The organism is Anaerocolumna chitinilytica, from assembly GCF_014218355.1.
GTDB lineage: Bacteria > Bacillota > Clostridia > Lachnospirales > Lachnospiraceae > Anaerocolumna > Anaerocolumna chitinilytica.
The window spans coordinates 611,900-629,135 of the sequence record NZ_AP023368.1 but is presented as its reverse complement, the minus strand read 5'-3'; the positions used below and the strand labels follow the sequence as shown (position 1 = coordinate 629,135).

Annotated in this window: 11 protein-coding genes, 1 tRNA gene, 1 rRNA gene and 1 riboswitch; of the genes, 4 read left to right on the top strand and 9 right to left on the bottom strand. The window is 38.8% G+C overall.

Features of this window, described 5'->3' with window-relative positions; genetic code table 11:
• Positions 1–18: 18 nt before the first annotated feature.
• Positions 19–930, bottom strand: a complete 912-nt coding sequence (locus tag bsdcttw_RS02865; protein WP_185257917.1) for a PHP domain-containing protein — start codon at positions 928–930, stop codon at positions 19–21.
• Positions 931–1,166: 236 nt separating this feature from the next.
• On the opposite strand from bsdcttw_RS02865, the gene bsdcttw_RS02860 reads away from it, so the two are divergent.
• Positions 1,167–1,646, top strand: a complete 480-nt coding sequence (locus bsdcttw_RS02860; RefSeq protein WP_185257916.1) for a DUF6669 family protein — start codon at positions 1,167–1,169, stop codon at positions 1,644–1,646.
• Entirely contained in the window at positions 1,639–2,562 is a 924-nt protein-coding gene (locus tag bsdcttw_RS02855) for a CehA/McbA family metallohydrolase (protein ID WP_185257915.1), read from the top strand. The genes bsdcttw_RS02860 and bsdcttw_RS02855 overlap by 8 nt, the downstream gene beginning before the upstream one ends.
• A gap of 4 nt (positions 2,563–2,566) precedes the next feature.
• On the opposite strand, the gene bsdcttw_RS02850 is transcribed toward bsdcttw_RS02855, so the two are convergent.
• The 3 genes from bsdcttw_RS02850 to bsdcttw_RS02840 all read right to left on the bottom strand — a co-directional run bounded on the left by bsdcttw_RS02850 (position 2,567) and on the right by bsdcttw_RS02840 (position 6,642).
• Positions 2,567–4,174: a response regulator transcription factor gene (locus bsdcttw_RS02850; protein ID WP_185257914.1), complete on the bottom strand. Its 1,608-nt coding sequence runs from the start codon at positions 4,172–4,174 to the stop codon at positions 2,567–2,569.
• 13 nt (positions 4,175–4,187) lie between these two features.
• Positions 4,188–5,951: a sensor histidine kinase gene (locus bsdcttw_RS02845; protein ID WP_185257913.1), complete on the bottom strand. Its 1,764-nt coding sequence runs from the start codon at positions 5,949–5,951 to the stop codon at positions 4,188–4,190.
• Between the two features lie 259 nt (positions 5,952–6,210).
• A complete protein-coding gene (locus bsdcttw_RS02840) occupies positions 6,211–6,642 on the bottom strand; it encodes a DUF6442 family protein (protein ID WP_185257912.1) in 432 nt (143 codons plus the stop codon).
• A 292-nt stretch (positions 6,643–6,934) separates the two neighbouring features.
• On the opposite strand from bsdcttw_RS02840, the gene bsdcttw_RS02835 reads away from it, so the two are divergent.
• Complete coding sequence (locus bsdcttw_RS02835; protein WP_185255234.1) at positions 6,935–8,206, top strand: IS110 family RNA-guided transposase; 1,272 nt, start codon at positions 6,935–6,937, stop codon at positions 8,204–8,206.
• 83 nt (positions 8,207–8,289) lie between these two features.
• Here bsdcttw_RS02835 and bsdcttw_RS02830 read toward each other — a convergent pair whose 3' ends face one another.
• The 3 genes from bsdcttw_RS02830 to bsdcttw_RS02820 all read right to left on the bottom strand — a co-directional run bounded on the left by bsdcttw_RS02830 (position 8,290) and on the right by bsdcttw_RS02820 (position 10,946).
• Positions 8,290–8,487: a helix-turn-helix transcriptional regulator gene (locus bsdcttw_RS02830; protein WP_185257911.1), complete on the bottom strand. Its 198-nt coding sequence runs from the start codon at positions 8,485–8,487 to the stop codon at positions 8,290–8,292.
• Positions 8,488–8,649: 162 nt separating this feature from the next.
• Positions 8,650–8,721 (bottom strand) — tRNA-Gln (locus bsdcttw_RS02825).
• A 293-nt stretch (positions 8,722–9,014) separates the two neighbouring features.
• Positions 9,015–9,103, bottom strand: a riboswitch (cyclic di-GMP riboswitch).
• Between the two features lie 133 nt (positions 9,104–9,236).
• Complete coding sequence (locus tag bsdcttw_RS02820; RefSeq protein ID WP_185257910.1) at positions 9,237–10,946, bottom strand: S8 family peptidase; 1,710 nt, start codon at positions 10,944–10,946, stop codon at positions 9,237–9,239.
• 201 nt (positions 10,947–11,147) lie between these two features.
• Here bsdcttw_RS02820 and bsdcttw_RS02815 point away from each other — a divergent pair, with 201 nt between their 5' ends.
• Positions 11,148–11,996 (top strand): glycerophosphodiester phosphodiesterase family protein, encoded by an 849-nt coding sequence (locus bsdcttw_RS02815; protein ID WP_185257909.1) that lies wholly within the window; start codon positions 11,148–11,150, stop codon positions 11,994–11,996.
• 568 nt (positions 11,997–12,564) lie between these two features.
• On the opposite strand, the gene bsdcttw_RS02810 is transcribed toward bsdcttw_RS02815, so the two are convergent.
• Both bsdcttw_RS02810 and bsdcttw_RS02805 read right to left on the bottom strand, forming a co-directional pair.
• Entirely contained in the window at positions 12,565–13,071 is a 507-nt protein-coding gene (locus bsdcttw_RS02810; protein WP_185257908.1) for a hypothetical protein, read from the bottom strand.
• A 1,003-nt stretch (positions 13,072–14,074) separates the two neighbouring features.
• Positions 14,075–16,987 (bottom strand): 23S ribosomal RNA (locus bsdcttw_RS02805).
• Positions 16,988–17,236 lie beyond the last annotated feature (249 nt).

The window sequence follows — 17,236 nt, the reverse complement described above, 5'->3', positions numbered from 1 at the left end:
GAGATATCTATTAGCGGCTTAAAAAAACAGTGGATTTGACCATGCCTTTTTACCGTTTATGTCTGTAATTTCAATTCTTACATATTGTGTACCGGATGGAACTGCGAATTCTGCTTCTCTTACATCCATCCCGCTCCTGTCATAAACATTCCTTCCGTGCTCCGGCCAGGTTATAAAGGCTATGGACTTTACAGGGCTTGTACAAACCCGCAGTGTGTTATCTTCTAACTCAATACTAAGAAACTCAGGTCCGTTTGAAGCATAAAAATCTCCGGTTTTTAAACTGCTTACAATATCTTTTTGAGCTAATCCTGCTGCTGAAACACAGATCCAGCCGCCAAAGAATTCTTTTACATTACAATGAAGATCTTTTGCATGGGCATCATCAGAAGCAAAACCATAGACCTTCTTCCCTTTTCTCAGTAAATAATCCCAGTAATCCGTAGCATAGCCGGTAAGACTTTCTCTGTCACAGTTATGGTTATAAACTTCTATGCCTAAATATCCCTCCGGTTCCAATAACTCTTCATATTCGAATTTTGTCCATCTGGGATGGTTAATAATACAGATATTCCCTTTATTCCTGTACTCATTGATTGTTTCTTGGGGAGATTGGTCTGTAACCGGCCAAATGCTCTCAGCCTCATATCTTTCCTTTACATTCACATTATAGTCAGCGATAGCATGAATATGGTAACAGCTGTCTCCCACTTCCCCTTCCATACCATCCAATATGATAAACTCTTCATTATCCTTTATGCTGCTGATATAATATCTACGGTGATCGGAAATACACAGGAATTGATAACCTTTTTCTTTATAAGCCTTTATAACTGTTTCCAAATCATAGGCTCCATCTGAACGTGTCGTATGGGAATGCAGATTACCTTTGTAGGTATTTTCAAATCTTGGGAAAATTCTTTTTTTCATTTTTCATTGTCCTTTCTGTTTCTTTCTCTTTTTATTATTCTTTTATCTATATTAATCTTATGGAACTTAACTGCCGTCTTCAATGGATAAATCTCTGCAGAACAGTGGATATTTCTATATTTTTACTTTACTGTCTTGCATAGGATATTTTATCGTAGTATATTGAAGCTGACAGCTTAAATTACCTAAGCATTAATAACTATAACACGTCACCCGGTGACGGATTGGAGGTTGATATGAAAACCATCTACACAGCAGGAGGTATCTTAAATAAAGGTTTTGTCGGTCAGATATCCTATACCGTCTGCCTGGACAGGGAATATTCTGAAATGGATATTTTCTTTACCTTTGACAAACAGCATTATACAGAAATAACAAAAGAAATTAGGGAGGATTTTATTGCTGCCTGCAAAGGGAAGTATGACTCTGAAATCGAAACAGAGGAACAGATACTAAATGCCATTCAGGGGATGAAAACTGAAATTCACACGATAGCCACTATGGATGATACCTTCATTGGCGGCATACATAAGCAGCTGACTAAAAGGCATATGCACTACTCCCCCGATTATACCAGCGAAGGCTGCCTTCCTCAGGAAAGTCTTCATGGTGTTATCCGCCTTACCTTGGTAGTATTTAATGTCATACAAGATGATACCCACTATGAAATAACCTTATCGGTAAATGAAGATAGGGAAGGAGGTTCTAATGTATAAGCGTTTGGAATTACATAACCATACCACCGAATCAGACGGAAGCCTTACCCCTGCCGAACTGATTGATTTCCTGCAAAAAGACAAGGTAGATGCTTTTGCTATTACAGACCATAACACAATTTCAGGTCATAGTAAGATCAAAGAACTTCTTGCCGGAAATACTGAAATCTCCTGCATCTATGGCATGGAGTACACCACTTACTACGGCCATATTCTCTGTTTTCAGCTATCCGAATATGTCCCTTGGGAAAATATTAATCTTCATAAACCGGAGCTTTTGTTTACCGCTGCCAGAGAAAAAGGCGCTCTTGTAGGTATAGCCCATCCTTTCTCCTACGGCAATCCCTTTGCCAGAGGCTGCCGCTTCGATATGGAAATTCACGACTTTCACTCCTTTGACTTTATAGAAATTTTTAACAACCTGGAGCCCCTTCATGAGGTAAATGAGCGTGGATTACTCTGGTGGGAAGAGCTGGTATTAAAGGGATATCCTCTGGCTTTTACCTGTGGCATGGACCTTCACGGCAGTTGGAATATGAGCAATCATTACGCAACCTATATCGAAGGCACGGAAGAAGGAGATGTCGAGGCAGAACTGAGGTCAGCCATAAAACATCAGAAGACCTGGATATCCAGAGGCCCTCTTCTTATAGCAAAAACAGACCGTGAGCAGGAGCTTATTACTTTTAGCATTACAGAGACCGGCAAACCAGGTTATATTCACCAAGACTCTGACCCTTATTATCTTACAATAAAAACAAAAAAAGGAATTCTCACAAAAGAAATCTCTGTAAGAACTCCTACGGCTGTTACTTTTCAAGAATTAGAGCAGGAATCTGCTCTGTTGCCGAAATTATACCATAAAGATACTTGTATCGAGAATCTAATTTGCGTAGCGCCCACTATCCTCTTGTAATCTATCACTGTTTTCTGTGAGTCCTACGATATTCAAGCGGTGTCAGACCGGTTGCTTTTTTAAAGACACGAAAGAAGTACTGACTGTCTTCATAGCCGACTTCTTTGGAAATATCTGCAATGCTCTTATCTGAGTTTACCAGGTATTCACATGCCTTCTTAATTCGAAGTTCTTTGATAAAGTTCACTGTAGTCTGACCCGTTTCTTTTTTAAATATAGTCGAGAAATAATTGGGACTGATAGCAAATTTCTCAGCCAGCTCATTTATTGCAATATCCCTGTTGTAATTGTCTTTAATATATTTTATCCCCAGCTTTATCTTATTTCTTGCATTCACATCAATATCTGCACTTACTTGTATGCAGTCTAAAACTAGCATATACAGAAAATTACGCAGTTCATCCATCGTCTGAAAGGTATCAAAGATTTCAAAGTTTAAAACCAGTTTCTCCATATTCTTGGCTTCACTTGTAAACAGTGGATTAGCTACATTTAACAAGATATTCATAATTCGTGCCCAGAGTATTCGAATATATGCGGCATTATATTTCTTAATATTCTCATCGGAAAAGATATCATTGATTAGAAATTCAATATTTCCTGCATCCCGGCGCTCAATATATTGGTGCAGCATATGAAGCTCAGAGGAAGGGAACTGCTCCGCTGTAAGTATCTTAATATCCTCATAAAAATACAAATTATTCTTTCCATGGATAAGACGCTGGAGAAGAGCTTCCTGGGCTTCTTTCTGACATTTAGAAGTAATTTGCCTGAGTGTAGAACTAAAGCCAAAGGTAAGGGATATCTTGAGCTTTCTTCTCATCTGATTAGATAGACTGGTAAAGAGTTTTTCAGCTTCCCCCCGAAGTTTGGCCTGATTACTATGAGCAATCAGTGCAAAAAGCTGGTTCATATTCGCCAGATTACTTACGATAATCTTATCACATTGGGATTCCAGTTCATTAAATACATTCTTAATTGAGAATTTAACCAGTTCAATATCTTTGTATGCAAAGCTGCCCTGCTCATAGCTCTCCACATCAATATTAAGTATCACCAGCATAATCCATTTATCTTTGAGGGGAAATTCCTGATATACCGCATTGGAATATTCATCATCCCAAAGGTCGGCATCCGCTCTTAATAGATTATTGACACTCCTGTCAAAGAGCAGCCGCTTCTTTTCTTCAATGGAACGATTGCCTTCACTGACTGTCCTTCTGTAACTTTCCAGTTCCTCCAGCTTAAAGACTGCCTCTTCTACTGCTTTTTTCAAAGAATCATTGGATATCGGTTTTAATAGATATGCCTTAACCCCCAGTTGAATTGCCTGCTCCGCATACTCGAATTCGGCATATCCACTGAGAATAATAAATTGGATATCAGGGTACAGGGGCTTTACCTGCTTTATAAATTCAATGCCGTTCATTTCAGCCATCCGGATATCCGTTATTACAATATCCACTTCATGCTCCTTTAGGATATCCATTGCTTTTTCCGCATTTTCCGCCTCATATAATTCCCTTGGCAATAGCTCCAGATACTCTAATCTGGCTTTGATACCTTCCCGAATCAGTTGCTCATCGTCTGCAATTAAAATGCTCCGTTCCATACGATGCTCCTCCCTACTGTATTAATGGCAATGTTATCGTAAAACAGCTGCCTATATTTTCAGAACTATCAATTGTTATACCATATTCATTTCCGCATGCCAGCTTTATTCTCTGATTCACATTACGGATACCAATACTATGCCTTTTCTTATCCTCAATATTACCGTCATTGATGTATTTGCTGATCTCCTCTACCCTTTCAGCGCTCATACCTACTCCGTCATCTTCAATCTTTATTACCAGCTGTTCCTCTTTTCTGCTGATGGAAATCTCAAGGGTTCCTTGTCCGACTATCTTGCTTAATCCGTGAACAATTGCATTCTCTACAATTGGCTGCAAGATAAAGCGCAGAATACGATAATTTTCAGCTTCCTTATCCACATTATAAAATACTTCGAACTTATTGCCAAACCTGGTCTGCTGGATATATACATAGTTCTTAGTATGTGACAGTTCCTGCATTACCGTTACAAATTCTCCGTAATTCTTGCCCAGACTGTACCTGAAATTTTCACCCAGCTTTTCACATAGGTCACAGATGATAAATACCTTATTTACCGCTGCAATCGAACTGATTGTCTCAAGAGTATTATAAAGAAAATGCGGGTTAATCTGTAACTGCAAATTTCGGAATTCACTCTCTTTCTTCTCCAACTGCTGAACATAATTTTTCTTGATAAGCCTGTCCAGCTTAATCAGCATATGGCTGAACTGTCTGTCCAGTATGGTTATCTCGTCATTTCCCTCAATTTCTTCTGTAAGTGTCAGATCTCCTGTTTCAGCAAGCTTAAATTTATCAATTAACCTTGCCACTCTTGTTGAAAAACCTCTTGTAAAGATAAAGGCTGTAATGATAATTACTACCAGAACTATAACAAAGATAGGCAAGGTGCTTCTTTCTATTTCAGACTTTTTATTAGCCAGCTGCTTATTATTGAACAGAAATATCAACTTCAGCCCGTAATTATTCTCATACCCCGTACAAACCATAGCATCTTCATAGTAATTGATACGATTTTTGCTTAATTCCTTATAAGATATCTTTTTCGTGATTGCTGTGTATTTCGGATTGGAGGAGTATACTGTCCGATTACTGCTATCTAATACAATTACATCATAGGAATAATTCTCTTCTTTTTTGTTTACAGTAGGCGAGAATAACTTATCCATATATAGATCAAGCTTAATAAATCCTATATATTTTGACTTGTAATTTGTAACATCCAGATAAATAATCTTCTGTATCAGCGAAAGAATTGTCTTCTTACCTACGGAAGAATAGATAAAGTAGTCCTGCGTCAATGCTTTATGATTAATGTACCAAATTTCCTTACTTGCGCCTTCCATCATAGTCACTCTGTTACCATAGATTTTATTGTCAGCTATATCCGAATATACCATACAATTACGAAGCTCTGCACTGTCCAGATGAAGTGATTTGTTAATCTCGATACTAACGTTTGTTCCCATAGCATAAGGATTTTTGTAATCTGTCTTACCAAGAAGCGTATCCATAACAATTGTATTGTTTGCAATTTGCTTTAAACTGTCCTTATATTGATAGAAGCTATTTTCAAGATTAGATGTATATTGTGCAGCCAACTGATAATGAGAGCTCACAAGCTCCTCTGTAACCATTCTGCTGATTTTTCCAAACAATACTACTCCTACAAATATTATTGGAATAAAGCTGATGATAACCGTAAATAGTACCAGCTGAGTAAATATTGTGCCGGAATGCAGTATGCTCCTGTGAATTTTTCTTGCTCTTTTCATCTTCCTGTCCCTCTCCAAGTGTATAGCCAAATCTATTTCATAATTTATGGCATGTATTTACATATTATTCAGACTATGGTACTTACATGGTTTATCTATGATAGCATTGTACTATGAACTCTTAGAAGATTCTACTTAAAAATAATTTAGTTTTAGAGATACTTTTTCAAATAACAAAATGGGATTGTTGCAAAATAGCCAGTAAATTAGCTATTTTGAACAGCCCCATTGGATTAAACAGATAATGTTTTCCGATTTCCTACATTACCTTATCGTATTTAGAGCGGTAGTAAATTGCATATCCCTGTACAAATAGATATGCAAAAACCAAGAGTAATACTTCTCTCATTTCCACACCCATTATTGCAAAGGAAATCATCAATGCGCCAAACACAAAGGTCATCATATCATATGCTTTCGCCTTTGCACAATTTGCTATTGCCACATTACGCTCATCCTTTACATTTATTTCTAACTGCCTTTTTATTTCCGGACTATTGTTTAGCACTTTATTCGAAATAATATTTCCCATCCCATGGCCAAAAATACCACAGCCTATTCCAATAAATACATATGGTAATGCGAATAGAGCACCCTGAGGCTCTATACTGGATTTCGTTAAGTATAGCCCCACTCCTAATAAAATAACACCAATAACGGAAATAACATAACCTTTTTTTGTTTCTTTCATAGTTTTCTCCATTCCGCCGCCAAGCGGCGGCACAAACAAGATATTAAAAGTTGCAAACCACCACTCTATGATTTAAAATTCTTTATGAAACAGCAATACACTACAGAGCACGGTTGGAGGTGTGGTGAATTTATTTCAACCCCGTATAGTTATATGTGCCGTCATCCTTTCAAGCACAAACAAGTGGGACATTGAGCCCGGACTCTTATCATTGGTAATAAACCATGTTTATTTAGCCGCAGGATGGCAGTCAATGTTGCTGTTTCTTTAATTCTTATAGGTGGTGATACTTATGATGAGGCTTGTTTACCCCATCTGTTGTGGGCTTGATGTCCACAAAAATGTTATCGTTGCAACCATCGTTACTACTGATAAAAATGGAATATCTGAGTACAATCAGAAATCCTTCTCAACCATCAATTCTGATATTCAGAAATTTCATGATTGGTTAATTAAAAATGACTGTTTTTATGTCTGTATGGAATCCACGGGGAAGTACTGGATTCCTATTTTTAATTACCTTGAAAATGACATCAATGTATGCCTTACTCATCCCAAATATGTCAAAGCTATCAAAGGTAAAAAAACAGACAAAAAAGATTCCAGATGGATTGCAGATCTTTATAAATTCGATCTGGTCAGATGTTCTTTTATCCCTCCGAAGAATTTCCGGCAGCTTCGAGAGCTTGCACGCTACCGTTTCAAGCTGGTTTGTATGAAGTCCTCAGAGAAAAACCGTATACAGAACTGTATGACCGTTTCCAACATCGGCATTGCCAGTATTCTGTCTGATCCATTTGGTAAAACGGCAACTGAAATCATGACCTATCTGCTTTCTAATACTACGGATACCATTAATGACAAAGCTGTTCGCAAACTCATCAAAAAAAATGCTAAGGTTAAGTCTGATGATATTATTGAAGCAATCAAAGGTTATAACATCGAAACCGACCAGGCAAAAAAACTGGAGCTTGCCAGAGGGCATCTTGATTATCTGGATGATATGATTACGCAAACTGAGGTTGAGCTTTATATAAGAATCAAACCTTATTATGAATTTGTGGAATACATATCCTCACTTCCTGGTATAACGGAAATCAGTGCAACCATTATCCTTGCCGAGATTGGTATCGATATGAGCATCTTTGATGACGCCAAACATCTTTGCTCCTGGTGCGGACTTTCTCCATCCAACAATGAATCCGCAGGAAAAAAGAAATCTGTTCGTATTGCGAAAGCTGGCGCTTATCTAAAACCAATGATGGTTCAGTGTGCACTTGCTGCGATCAAGAGTAAAAAACAACCTTATTTTGCAATTAAATATGGTCGAATCAAGAAACGACGTGGTCATAAAAAAGCAATTATTGCAATAGCCAGAATGATGATGGTTTGTATCTATCACATGATATCTGAAAAACAGCCTTTCAACCCGACTGATTATGAGGAATTGATGGATCCTCATTACTCAACTTCTATGGTTACTCTAAATGATGAAAATGTATTTGCTTACCTTGAAGCGAAGGGTTATGATCTTTCCTTATTAGTAAAATGCAACGATAACTAATAATAATCTTTAATACATAAAACGCTGGGGTTTCTGAGAACCCTTAGTTAAGGTCGCCTTAAAATACACATTATTTTTCACTCTTAAACCTCCTCATAAATAAAAATCTCTTCAATCGACATTTCAAAATAACGGGCTATTTTAAAAGCTAATAAAATGGATGGGTTATATCTCCCATTTTCCAAGGACCCAATTGTCTGTCTTGATACTTCTAACGCATTTGCCAGATCTTCCTGCTTTATTCCCCGCTGCTTTCGTATTTCTTCCAAACGATTTTTCATTACTACCCCCTTTAATGTAAAGTGTGCTTTCCATGAGATTATATTACCACCAAGCATATATAATGTCAAGTATACTTTCCATAAATAAAATCATATCTGCAAATAGGATTTATTCTATATTATTCCGCAAAAAAAAATCCTCTGAAAATCAGAGGATTTAAGCTGGGCTACAAGGATTCGAACCTTGAGATGCTGGAGTCAGAGTCCAGTGCCTTACCGTTTGGCGATAGCCCAATATTCTTTATTTTTGTGTTATCTGACAAGCTCTTTGTCAGCCACGAATGATATTATAACTCAATTAATTTTAAAATGCAAGCATTTTTTTAATATTTTTTGCATTCTTTTTACCCAAATTTTCATTTTATAACTTCTTAACTTTACAGAATTAAAAAAAGGTACGAAAAGCCCCAAACCTAGCTTTCCATACCTTTTAACGTCCTTCTCCCCAAAAGAACGTTACTTTATCCTTGTATACTCTCCCTCATCGCTGTACACAATGTCAATAAAAACACATAAAAAAAGCTTCCTTCGGTAACTGGCTGCCAACTAAATCATCTTTTAGTAAGGCCCTCTAGCTTTGCGTCCCTGCCTTTGGACAGGTTTGCCTTTATCGGTGAAACCACCGTAATTACATCTGTTTACTTTTTTTATCCACTGTCTATTTTATCATATCTGTATATAGATGTAAACAAAAAAATAATTTCCATTTCTTAAGAAACAAAGTAAGGGCAGAGTCTCCTCTGCCACTTTTAATCCGGTTCTCCTCTTAAACTGATAAAGGTATTATAGATATCAATAATTCCATATCCCCACTCAGTATTCGGATATGTATTGTTAGGATCCCTTCTGGCCCCCCTAATAAGCAGGTTCTTTATTTCTACACTGTCAAGCTGTGAGTAATAACCTGATTGTATCCCCCATTGCAGCAGCATAGCAGTAATCCCTGCCGTATGGGCAGCTGCCAGACTTGTTCCTGTACGCTTTCCGTATGTTCCTCCCGGCTCAGGGCCGGTCAGATTGACTCCCGGTGCTGCAAGACTTGGTGTTATGGCACCTACTCTTGAAAAACCTCTTCCTGCCTGTAAATACAGACTATTATTTGTATAATCATAAGCGGTAACAACAATCGGAATAATAGAATTACCTGGAGATGTTACCGTAACATTTGGTGTTGGCTGAACAAAAGCTGTATCTGGCCCAATGAAATCTGTAATTGGTAGCCATATATGAAATTCGGAATTCAAATCTCCGCTGGAATAGACTTTAAATCTCCATATTCCTTCCGTTGGGTTATCAAAATTAATCAAAATTAACTGATCTCCCGTCTGGGTTTCAAGGAGAAAATAATCTACACGTATTACTGTTTCCTCAAAAATAAATCTTATTTCTCTGGATTCACCAATTCGTGCAGGTATTCTTGGAATATATTCTCCTGTTGGAGAGAGAATATCAATAGAGAAGGTTCCCGGTGCATTTCCCCAAAGCTGCATGGAAAAGCCTATTACATTCGGCCCAACCTTAAGTTCAACCATGTTGGACTGTTCACCTCCCCTGCTGATAAGGCCTTGAAAATGATGACCTGCATTCCCCTCATTTCCAGCAGCAACAGAGATAGCAATTCCTGGCTGGTCAGCAAGAATTGACATAAAATTCGTCAATGGCCCTCTGCCATCATGAGATCCTTGAGAAGAACCCAATCCAAAGCATATTGCTATTGGCCTTGATAATCTTCTAGCAGTATCAACAAGATATCGCACTCCAAACATAATATCATTTTCCTGATAAGCAACTGCATTGGCTGGTACCCGAAAAACTCTTCTGATATTTTGTTTTGCCTGCTTTAGTTTGACGACAACAATATTTGAATTTGGAACAATTCCTGAGAAGCTATTTTGAACATTTGGAGTTCCAGCTGCAATTCCTGCCAAAAATGTACCATGTCCTAATTCGTCTGTGGTTGGAACGACTGAATGAGGGTCCTGGCTTCTTAGTGCTTCATTTATCTGATCTCTGCTGTACTCTGTCCCATAGTAGTAAGTAGCCGGGTAAGGTCCTGTATGAATCGTCTGATCCCATATAGCCTCTATTCTGGTAGTCCCATCTGCATTTCGAAATGCCTCATGGGTATAATCGATACCGGTATCCACTATACCGATTAAAACACCTTCCCCTAATAATGCAAGATTTGGAACATTTCTTACCCGGGTTACGCCAGAGGCTTCCAGACTTCCAACATCCATTAAACCATATAAGTTGGGAAAGATTCCGTATCCATAGGTATGCAGTACGTCTTCCACGGAAACATTCGCCGTGGGGGTATATACTACCGCATAGTTATCATCTACCGTATTATAACAGATATTAGGGGCAGCATTTAAAGCAGTAAGATCTTTTCTATATTCAACAATAAAATCGCTGTAATCTTCTCCAATTATCCAATCCCTGCAAATTTGGTCCAATGTCTTAATCCTTCTAACTAAACTTATTTAAATATATGTTTTGCAGCGGTGTTTATTCTTTTTTAAGCAAAACCATATAGAATAACCCCTTGATAAAGCAGTTATAAATATATGTAAAATTATTTTATGCAGGATTGTCGGTAATGCTTCTGAATGTTATAATAGTTTCATTCGATATGTTCAAGCTTTAGGAGGCAAACTATGCTGATATACTTAATAATAATTCTGCTATTACTCACTCTGCTGTATTTTGCTGCAATTATGCCCCGGGTATTTAACAGAAAAGATTTTTCAAAATTTAATGGTAGATATTATGCTCATAGGGGACTGCACAGCAATCCGGATAAAATACCGGAAAACTCTATGGCAGCCTTTAAGCTTGCTGTAGAGAATAACTATGGCATTGAGATGGATATACAGCTTTCAAAAGATAAGGTGCCGGTTATCTTTCATGATTTTACATTAAAAAGAGTGTGCAGGTTAAATAAAAAAGTTCGCGAACTAACCTACGATGAGCTGCAAAAATTGTGCTTAAACCAGTCCAAAGAGAAAATACCTACCCTTAAGGAAGTATTGGAACTAGTAGGAGGAAAAGTACCACTAATTCTAGAATTTAAGGTAGAATACACGGACACTTCTGTATGTGATATAACCGCCCCCATGCTTGAGAATTACAAAGGTACTTATTGTATAGAATCCTTTAACCCCCTCGTCTTACTCTGGTATAGAAGAAAACGTCCTCATATTATTCGGGGACAATTGGCAAGTAATCTGGTAAAGGATAAAGAAGTAGGAAGCCGTACTTTATTCTTCGTGCTCCAGAATCTTCTGCTTAATTTCTTAACAAAGCCTGATTTTATATCTTTTAATTATAAATATCAGAAGATGCTCTCCTTCTCTCTTTGCAAACACTTTTTTCACACACCATCTTTTGCCTGGACTATTAAGAACCAGGAAAGTCTTAATGAGAGTATGAAAAACTTTGATTACTTTATATTTGACCATTTTATTCCCGAGAAAATTCTTACTAAGAATAATGTCCTCCGGTAATCAGACCAGAATACAAATATACCTTACCATTTACACAGTTTTAGCAGTTTCCTGCTCAACGAATAAATGAAATAAGCAAACAGGCCCTAAGAGCTGTATCTTAGAGCCTGTTTGCTTATTGTCTGATAAAAGATTCTATTCTAATTCTCTCATTTTCCAGTTGATTCAATATTTCCAGACACTTAAAATTTAAGTTTTATCCAGGGTCAGAAAATGAATTCTAAACGCTTAAAGTACATTTCCTGTTTCTTTCTGTATTCATTCCTATTAATTTAAACTGATTTTGAGTAAGTGATCAATAGGTTCTTTCCAGACTTAGTTGATTTAATAAAAATATTAATTTAATGTCCTTTGCTTTTAGTGTTTCCTCTGATTTTAAAACAACTTAAAGGCCGGAATACTTGCAGCTATTATATTTCCTGTTATACTATTTGCCGCCTTTGCCAAAAAGCCGAACAACTGAATTTATGTTTTTATGGAGTAAGCGATGCTAATACGTCTTCGGCTCTTGTTTGAGTATTAATATAGTGCATAATGTGATCTGGTCGTAGTAGCTCCCTTAGATGTTTTATTTTACAATATCCCCATATTTATCAATTAATTCCAAATAATGAACAACTACATATTTATTATTTAAATCTAATTCATCTAATCCACGTAATATACAAATTATATCTGCTAATTTTTGACTACCAGTTACAGAAATAAGATCTGTTCCAACCTCAAAATCTACTTTAATTAATGTTTCCTTTTTCCCTAACAAAGTATTAGCTAAAATAGGTAATTGAGCTTTTAGGCTTTTAATTTCTTGAATCTGAAGTTCGTATAACTCTCTACCCGGGCCAATATTTTCTATAGTTAATGATACTTTATCTAAATCAGTGGTGTGATTCTCAATAATTGTATATTTAGTTTTAATATATTCCATTATTTCATAAATAGTTTTTTTATTTGGCTTTAACAAATGAATTTTTTCCTCATATAATAAACTTATTTTTTTTGTTACTTCATCTTCATCAACATAACAATTGCTAAGGGTATTTATATAACCTATTGATTTTATTTCTTTATTCATTAAATTTAATTCTCCTTATTGTATTATGGCACCTAATTTAAACTTATTTTTTCTAAATAATTTGAATATAAAAAATAAAACAATTATATATGTAAATAATACAGAATATATATATAATATATTAAAATTTTTAGGGGCATAATTATTGAGTACAGGTGTTACATTTGCATATGAAAATATACCTGGTTTATAACACCATGTTCCTTTAATCCAAAAAGGGAATTGTTTAATTATTAATTCTCTTGAAATAGTTGTCGGCATATAAGACAAAATTGTTAATAGTCCATTTTGGGGTAAAACGTATAATTCTGATAGTTGCAAGCTACATATTAAGAATATTGATATAAACTTTTTTCCAATAATTGAATTAATTAGAAATCCAAATATAGTCCAAAAAGTTATATAAATAAAAAAAGCAATATGCATTTTAAATGATTCGAAAATAATATTAAAGCTAATTACCGAAGTATTAATTTTATTAAATAGCAAGAAGCAAATGAAAGTAATGATAGAACTATTTACAATACAATCGCCAGAATATGAAGTACACTGCCTTTACTACAAAACCTTGAATTCAAAAACATTCAGTAAACCAGCGGGAGATTAAGGATTTGCCTATACAGGACAAATAAGTGATTCTACTGATTAACACATGAAAGATGTTCTGCACAAATCCTTTTGCCGAATCACTTGGTAAAAGAACAAAACGGCCGGTATCCGAAATTCTGATAACCTTAACAAAATTACATTTCTATACGTAAGAACAGAGAATTGCCCACTTGTTAGTATGTTCCCAGTATACAGCTTCCTTCAGATTCCACCTCAGGATGGATAACCCTTGCCTTCGGCTATATCCTTCCTACTACCGGGCAGATTCGGGACTTTCACCCGTTGGAACGTGCGCCTGCTGGACGTACTCAAAAAAAAGAAGCTGTCATCCAGCTTCTTTTTATCTATCTTATATCTTCAAAACTACACACTTTTTTGATTTCATCTAATTTTTTAGGTCAAGCCCTCGACCTATTAGTATTAGTCAGCTGCATGCATTACTGCACTTCCACCTCTAACCTATCCACCTGGTAGTCTTCCAGGGGTCTTACTGCTTTCGCATGGGATATCTCATCTTGAGGGGGGCTTCACGCTTAGATGCCTTCAGCGTTTATCCCTTCCCGACTTGGCTACTCGGCCGTGCACTTGGCAGTGCAACCGATACACCAGAGGTCAGTCCAACCCGGTCCTCTCGTACTAAGGTCAGCTCCTCTCAAATATCCTACGCCCGCGCCGGATAGGGACCGAACTGTCTCACGACGTTCTGAACCCAGCTCGCGTACCGCTTTAATGGGCGAACAGCCCAACCCTTGGGACCTAATACAGCCCCAGGATGCGATGAGCCGACATCGAGGTGCCAAACCACTCCGTCGATGTGAACTCTTGGGAGTGATAAGCCTGTTATCCCCAGGGTAGCTTTTATCCGTTGAGCGATGGCAATCCCACTTTATACCACCGGATCACTAAGTCCTACTTTCGTACCTGCTCCACCCGTCGGTGTCGCAGTCAAGCCCTCTTATGCCTTTGCACTCTTCGGATGGTTTCCGTCCATCCTGAGAGGACCTTTGAGCGCCTCCGATACCCTTTCGGAGGCGACCGCCCCAGTCAAACTCCCCACCTGACATTGTCCACCAGCCAGTTCATGGCTGCATGTTAGAAACCCAATACTGCAAGGGTGGTATCCCAACATCGGCTCCACGGCAACCGGAGTTACCGCTTCATAGCCTCCCACCTATCCTGTGCATGCAATACCGAATCCCAGTATCAAGCTAGAGTAAAGCTCCATGGGGTCTTTCCGTCCTGGCGCAGGTAACCAGCATCTTCACTGGTACTTCAATTTCACCGGGTGCATTGTCGAGACAGTGCCCAAATCATTACGCCTTTCGTGCGGGTCGGAACTTACCCGACAAGGAATTTCGCTACCTTAGGACCGTTATAGTTACGGCCGCCGTTTACTGGGGCTTAAGTTCAACGCTTCGGATTGCTCCTAACATCTCCCCTTAACCTTCCAGCACCGGGCAGGCGTCAGCCCATATACTTCACCTTACGGTTTTGCATAGACCTGTGTTTTTGCTAAACAGTTGCTTGGGCCAATTCTCTGCGGCCTGTATTTCTACAGGCACCCCTTCTCCCGAAGTTACGGGGTTATTTTGCCGAGTTCCTTAACAATGCTTCTCCCGTCGGCCTTAGGATTCTCTCCTCATCCACCTGTGTCGGTTTACGGTACGGGCTTATAAAAAGCAATAGCGGCTTTTCTTGGCAGTGCCTTCATCAGCTTCCCTACTTTAAATTTCGGTCCACATCACGTCTTCCCATTGCATGACGGATTTTCCTGCCACACTGGTACCTCGCTTGTACCGGGTCTTCCTCTCCCGGCTCTGACTTCGTCTCTGCGTCCCCACAGTTCTGTTTTTATAAGGTACAGGAATTTCAACCTGTTGTCCATCGACTACGTCTTTCGACCTCGCCTTAGGTCCCGACTTACCCAGAGCAGATCAGCTTTACTCTGGAAACCTTGGATATTCGGCCTGAAAGATTCTCACTTTCATCTCGCTACTCATTCCGGCATTCTCTCTTCTTATCCCTCCACGGCTCCTTACGGTACCGCTTCATCAGTCTTAAGAATGCTCCTCTACCACTGCAGTTCAACTGCAATCCACAGCTTCGGTGTCGTGTTTTAGCCCCGGACATTTTCGGCGCAGGACCTCTCGACTAGTGAGCTATTACGCACTCTTTTAATGTGTGGCTGCTTCTAAGCCAACATCCTAGTTGTTTTCGAAATCCCACATCCTTTTCCACTTAACACGCACTTTGGGACCTTAGCTGGTGGTCTGGGCTTTTTCCCTTTTGACTACCCAACTTATCTCGTGTAGTCTGACTCCTAATCATCATCTGTATGGCATTCGGAGTTTGATAATCTTCGGTAAGCTTTGACGCCCCCTAGGATATTCAGTGCTCTACCTCCATCAGACTAAATTAAGGCTAGCCCTAAAGCTATTTCGAGGAGAACCAGCTATCTCCGGGTTCGATTGGAATTTCTCCCCTACCCACACCTCATCACCACCCTTTTCAACGGATGTGTGTTCGGTCCTCCACCGCCTTTTACGGCAGCTTCAACCTGGACATGGGTAGATCACCCGGTTTCGGGTCTACATACATTGACTACGTAATCAAAGATTACACGCCCTATTCAGACTTGGTTTCCCTTCGGCTCCGAACCTTTAGTTCTTAACCTCGCCAATGAATGTAACTCGCCGGACCGTTCTACAAAAAGTACGCGGTTCCACTCGTATGGTGGTTCCACAGCTTGTAAACACAGGGTTTCAGGTTCTCTTTCACTCCCCTCCCGGGGTTCTTTTCACCTTTCCTTCACAGTACTATGCACTATCGGTCACTAAGTAGTATTTAGCCTTGGGGGGTGGTCCCCCCGACTTCCCACAAGGTTTCTCGTGTCTCGTGGTACTTCGGATCCCGCTCGCTGACTTCCGGTTTCGCATACGAGGCTTTCACTCTCTTTGGCTGGCTTTCCCAAAACCATTCTGCTACCTTTCATCTCACTTATTGCGGTCCATTACCCCAGAGGATAAATCCCCTGGTTTAGGCTCTTTCCATTTCGCTCGCCACTACTTTGGAAATCGAGTTTTCTTTCTCTTCCTCCGGGTACTTAGATGTTTCAGTTCCCCGGGTTCCCTCTATTAAGCTATGTATTCACTTAATAGTAACGGAGGTCTTCTCCGTCAGGTTTCCCCATTCAGAAATCTGCGGGTCAAAGGATATTTGCTCCTCACCGCAGCTTATCGCAGCTTATCACGTCTTTCATCGGCTCTTAGTGCCAAGGCATCCACCCTGCGCTCTTATTAGCTTGACCTTCTCAGTCTTTCGACTGTCAGTCTGCAACTTCCGGAAAAAACTTCGTCAATTCTTTCCTTCTTTTGCTTGCTCTTATCTCCTGCCTAGCGTGACAGGGAAATAATCGCGTTTATTAGATGTCTTCAAATCAATGTGTAGTTTTCAAGGTACAATCTTTGTTTCATTCGATAAGATTCTCTTGCAGAATTATATTCCGCTGAGTACTTTTCATACTTTCTTATGTCCTGAAACAGTGGTCTAATGAGAA

Coding starts and splice junctions, on each gene's coding strand:
- bsdcttw_RS02865 (WP_185257917.1), bottom strand. CDS start 930: ATGAAAAAAAGAATTTTCCCAAGATTTGAAAATACCTACAAAGGTAAT.
- bsdcttw_RS02860 (WP_185257916.1), top strand. CDS start 1,167: ATGAAAACCATCTACACAGCAGGAGGTATCTTAAATAAAGGTTTTGTC.
- bsdcttw_RS02855 (WP_185257915.1), top strand. CDS start 1,639: ATGTATAAGCGTTTGGAATTACATAACCATACCACCGAATCAGACGGA.
- bsdcttw_RS02850 (WP_185257914.1), bottom strand. CDS start 4,174: ATGGAACGGAGCATTTTAATTGCAGACGATGAGCAACTGATTCGGGAA.
- bsdcttw_RS02845 (WP_185257913.1), bottom strand. CDS start 5,951: ATGAAAAGAGCAAGAAAAATTCACAGGAGCATACTGCATTCCGGCACA.
- bsdcttw_RS02840 (WP_185257912.1), bottom strand. CDS start 6,642: ATGAAAGAAACAAAAAAAGGTTATGTTATTTCCGTTATTGGTGTTATT.
- bsdcttw_RS02835 (WP_185255234.1), top strand. CDS start 6,935: ATGATGAGGCTTGTTTACCCCATCTGTTGTGGGCTTGATGTCCACAAA.
- bsdcttw_RS02830 (WP_185257911.1), bottom strand. CDS start 8,487: ATGAAAAATCGTTTGGAAGAAATACGAAAGCAGCGGGGAATAAAGCAG.
- bsdcttw_RS02815 (WP_185257909.1), top strand. CDS start 11,148: ATGCTGATATACTTAATAATAATTCTGCTATTACTCACTCTGCTGTAT.
- bsdcttw_RS02810 (WP_185257908.1), bottom strand. CDS start 13,071: ATGAATAAAGAAATAAAATCAATAGGTTATATAAATACCCTTAGCAAT.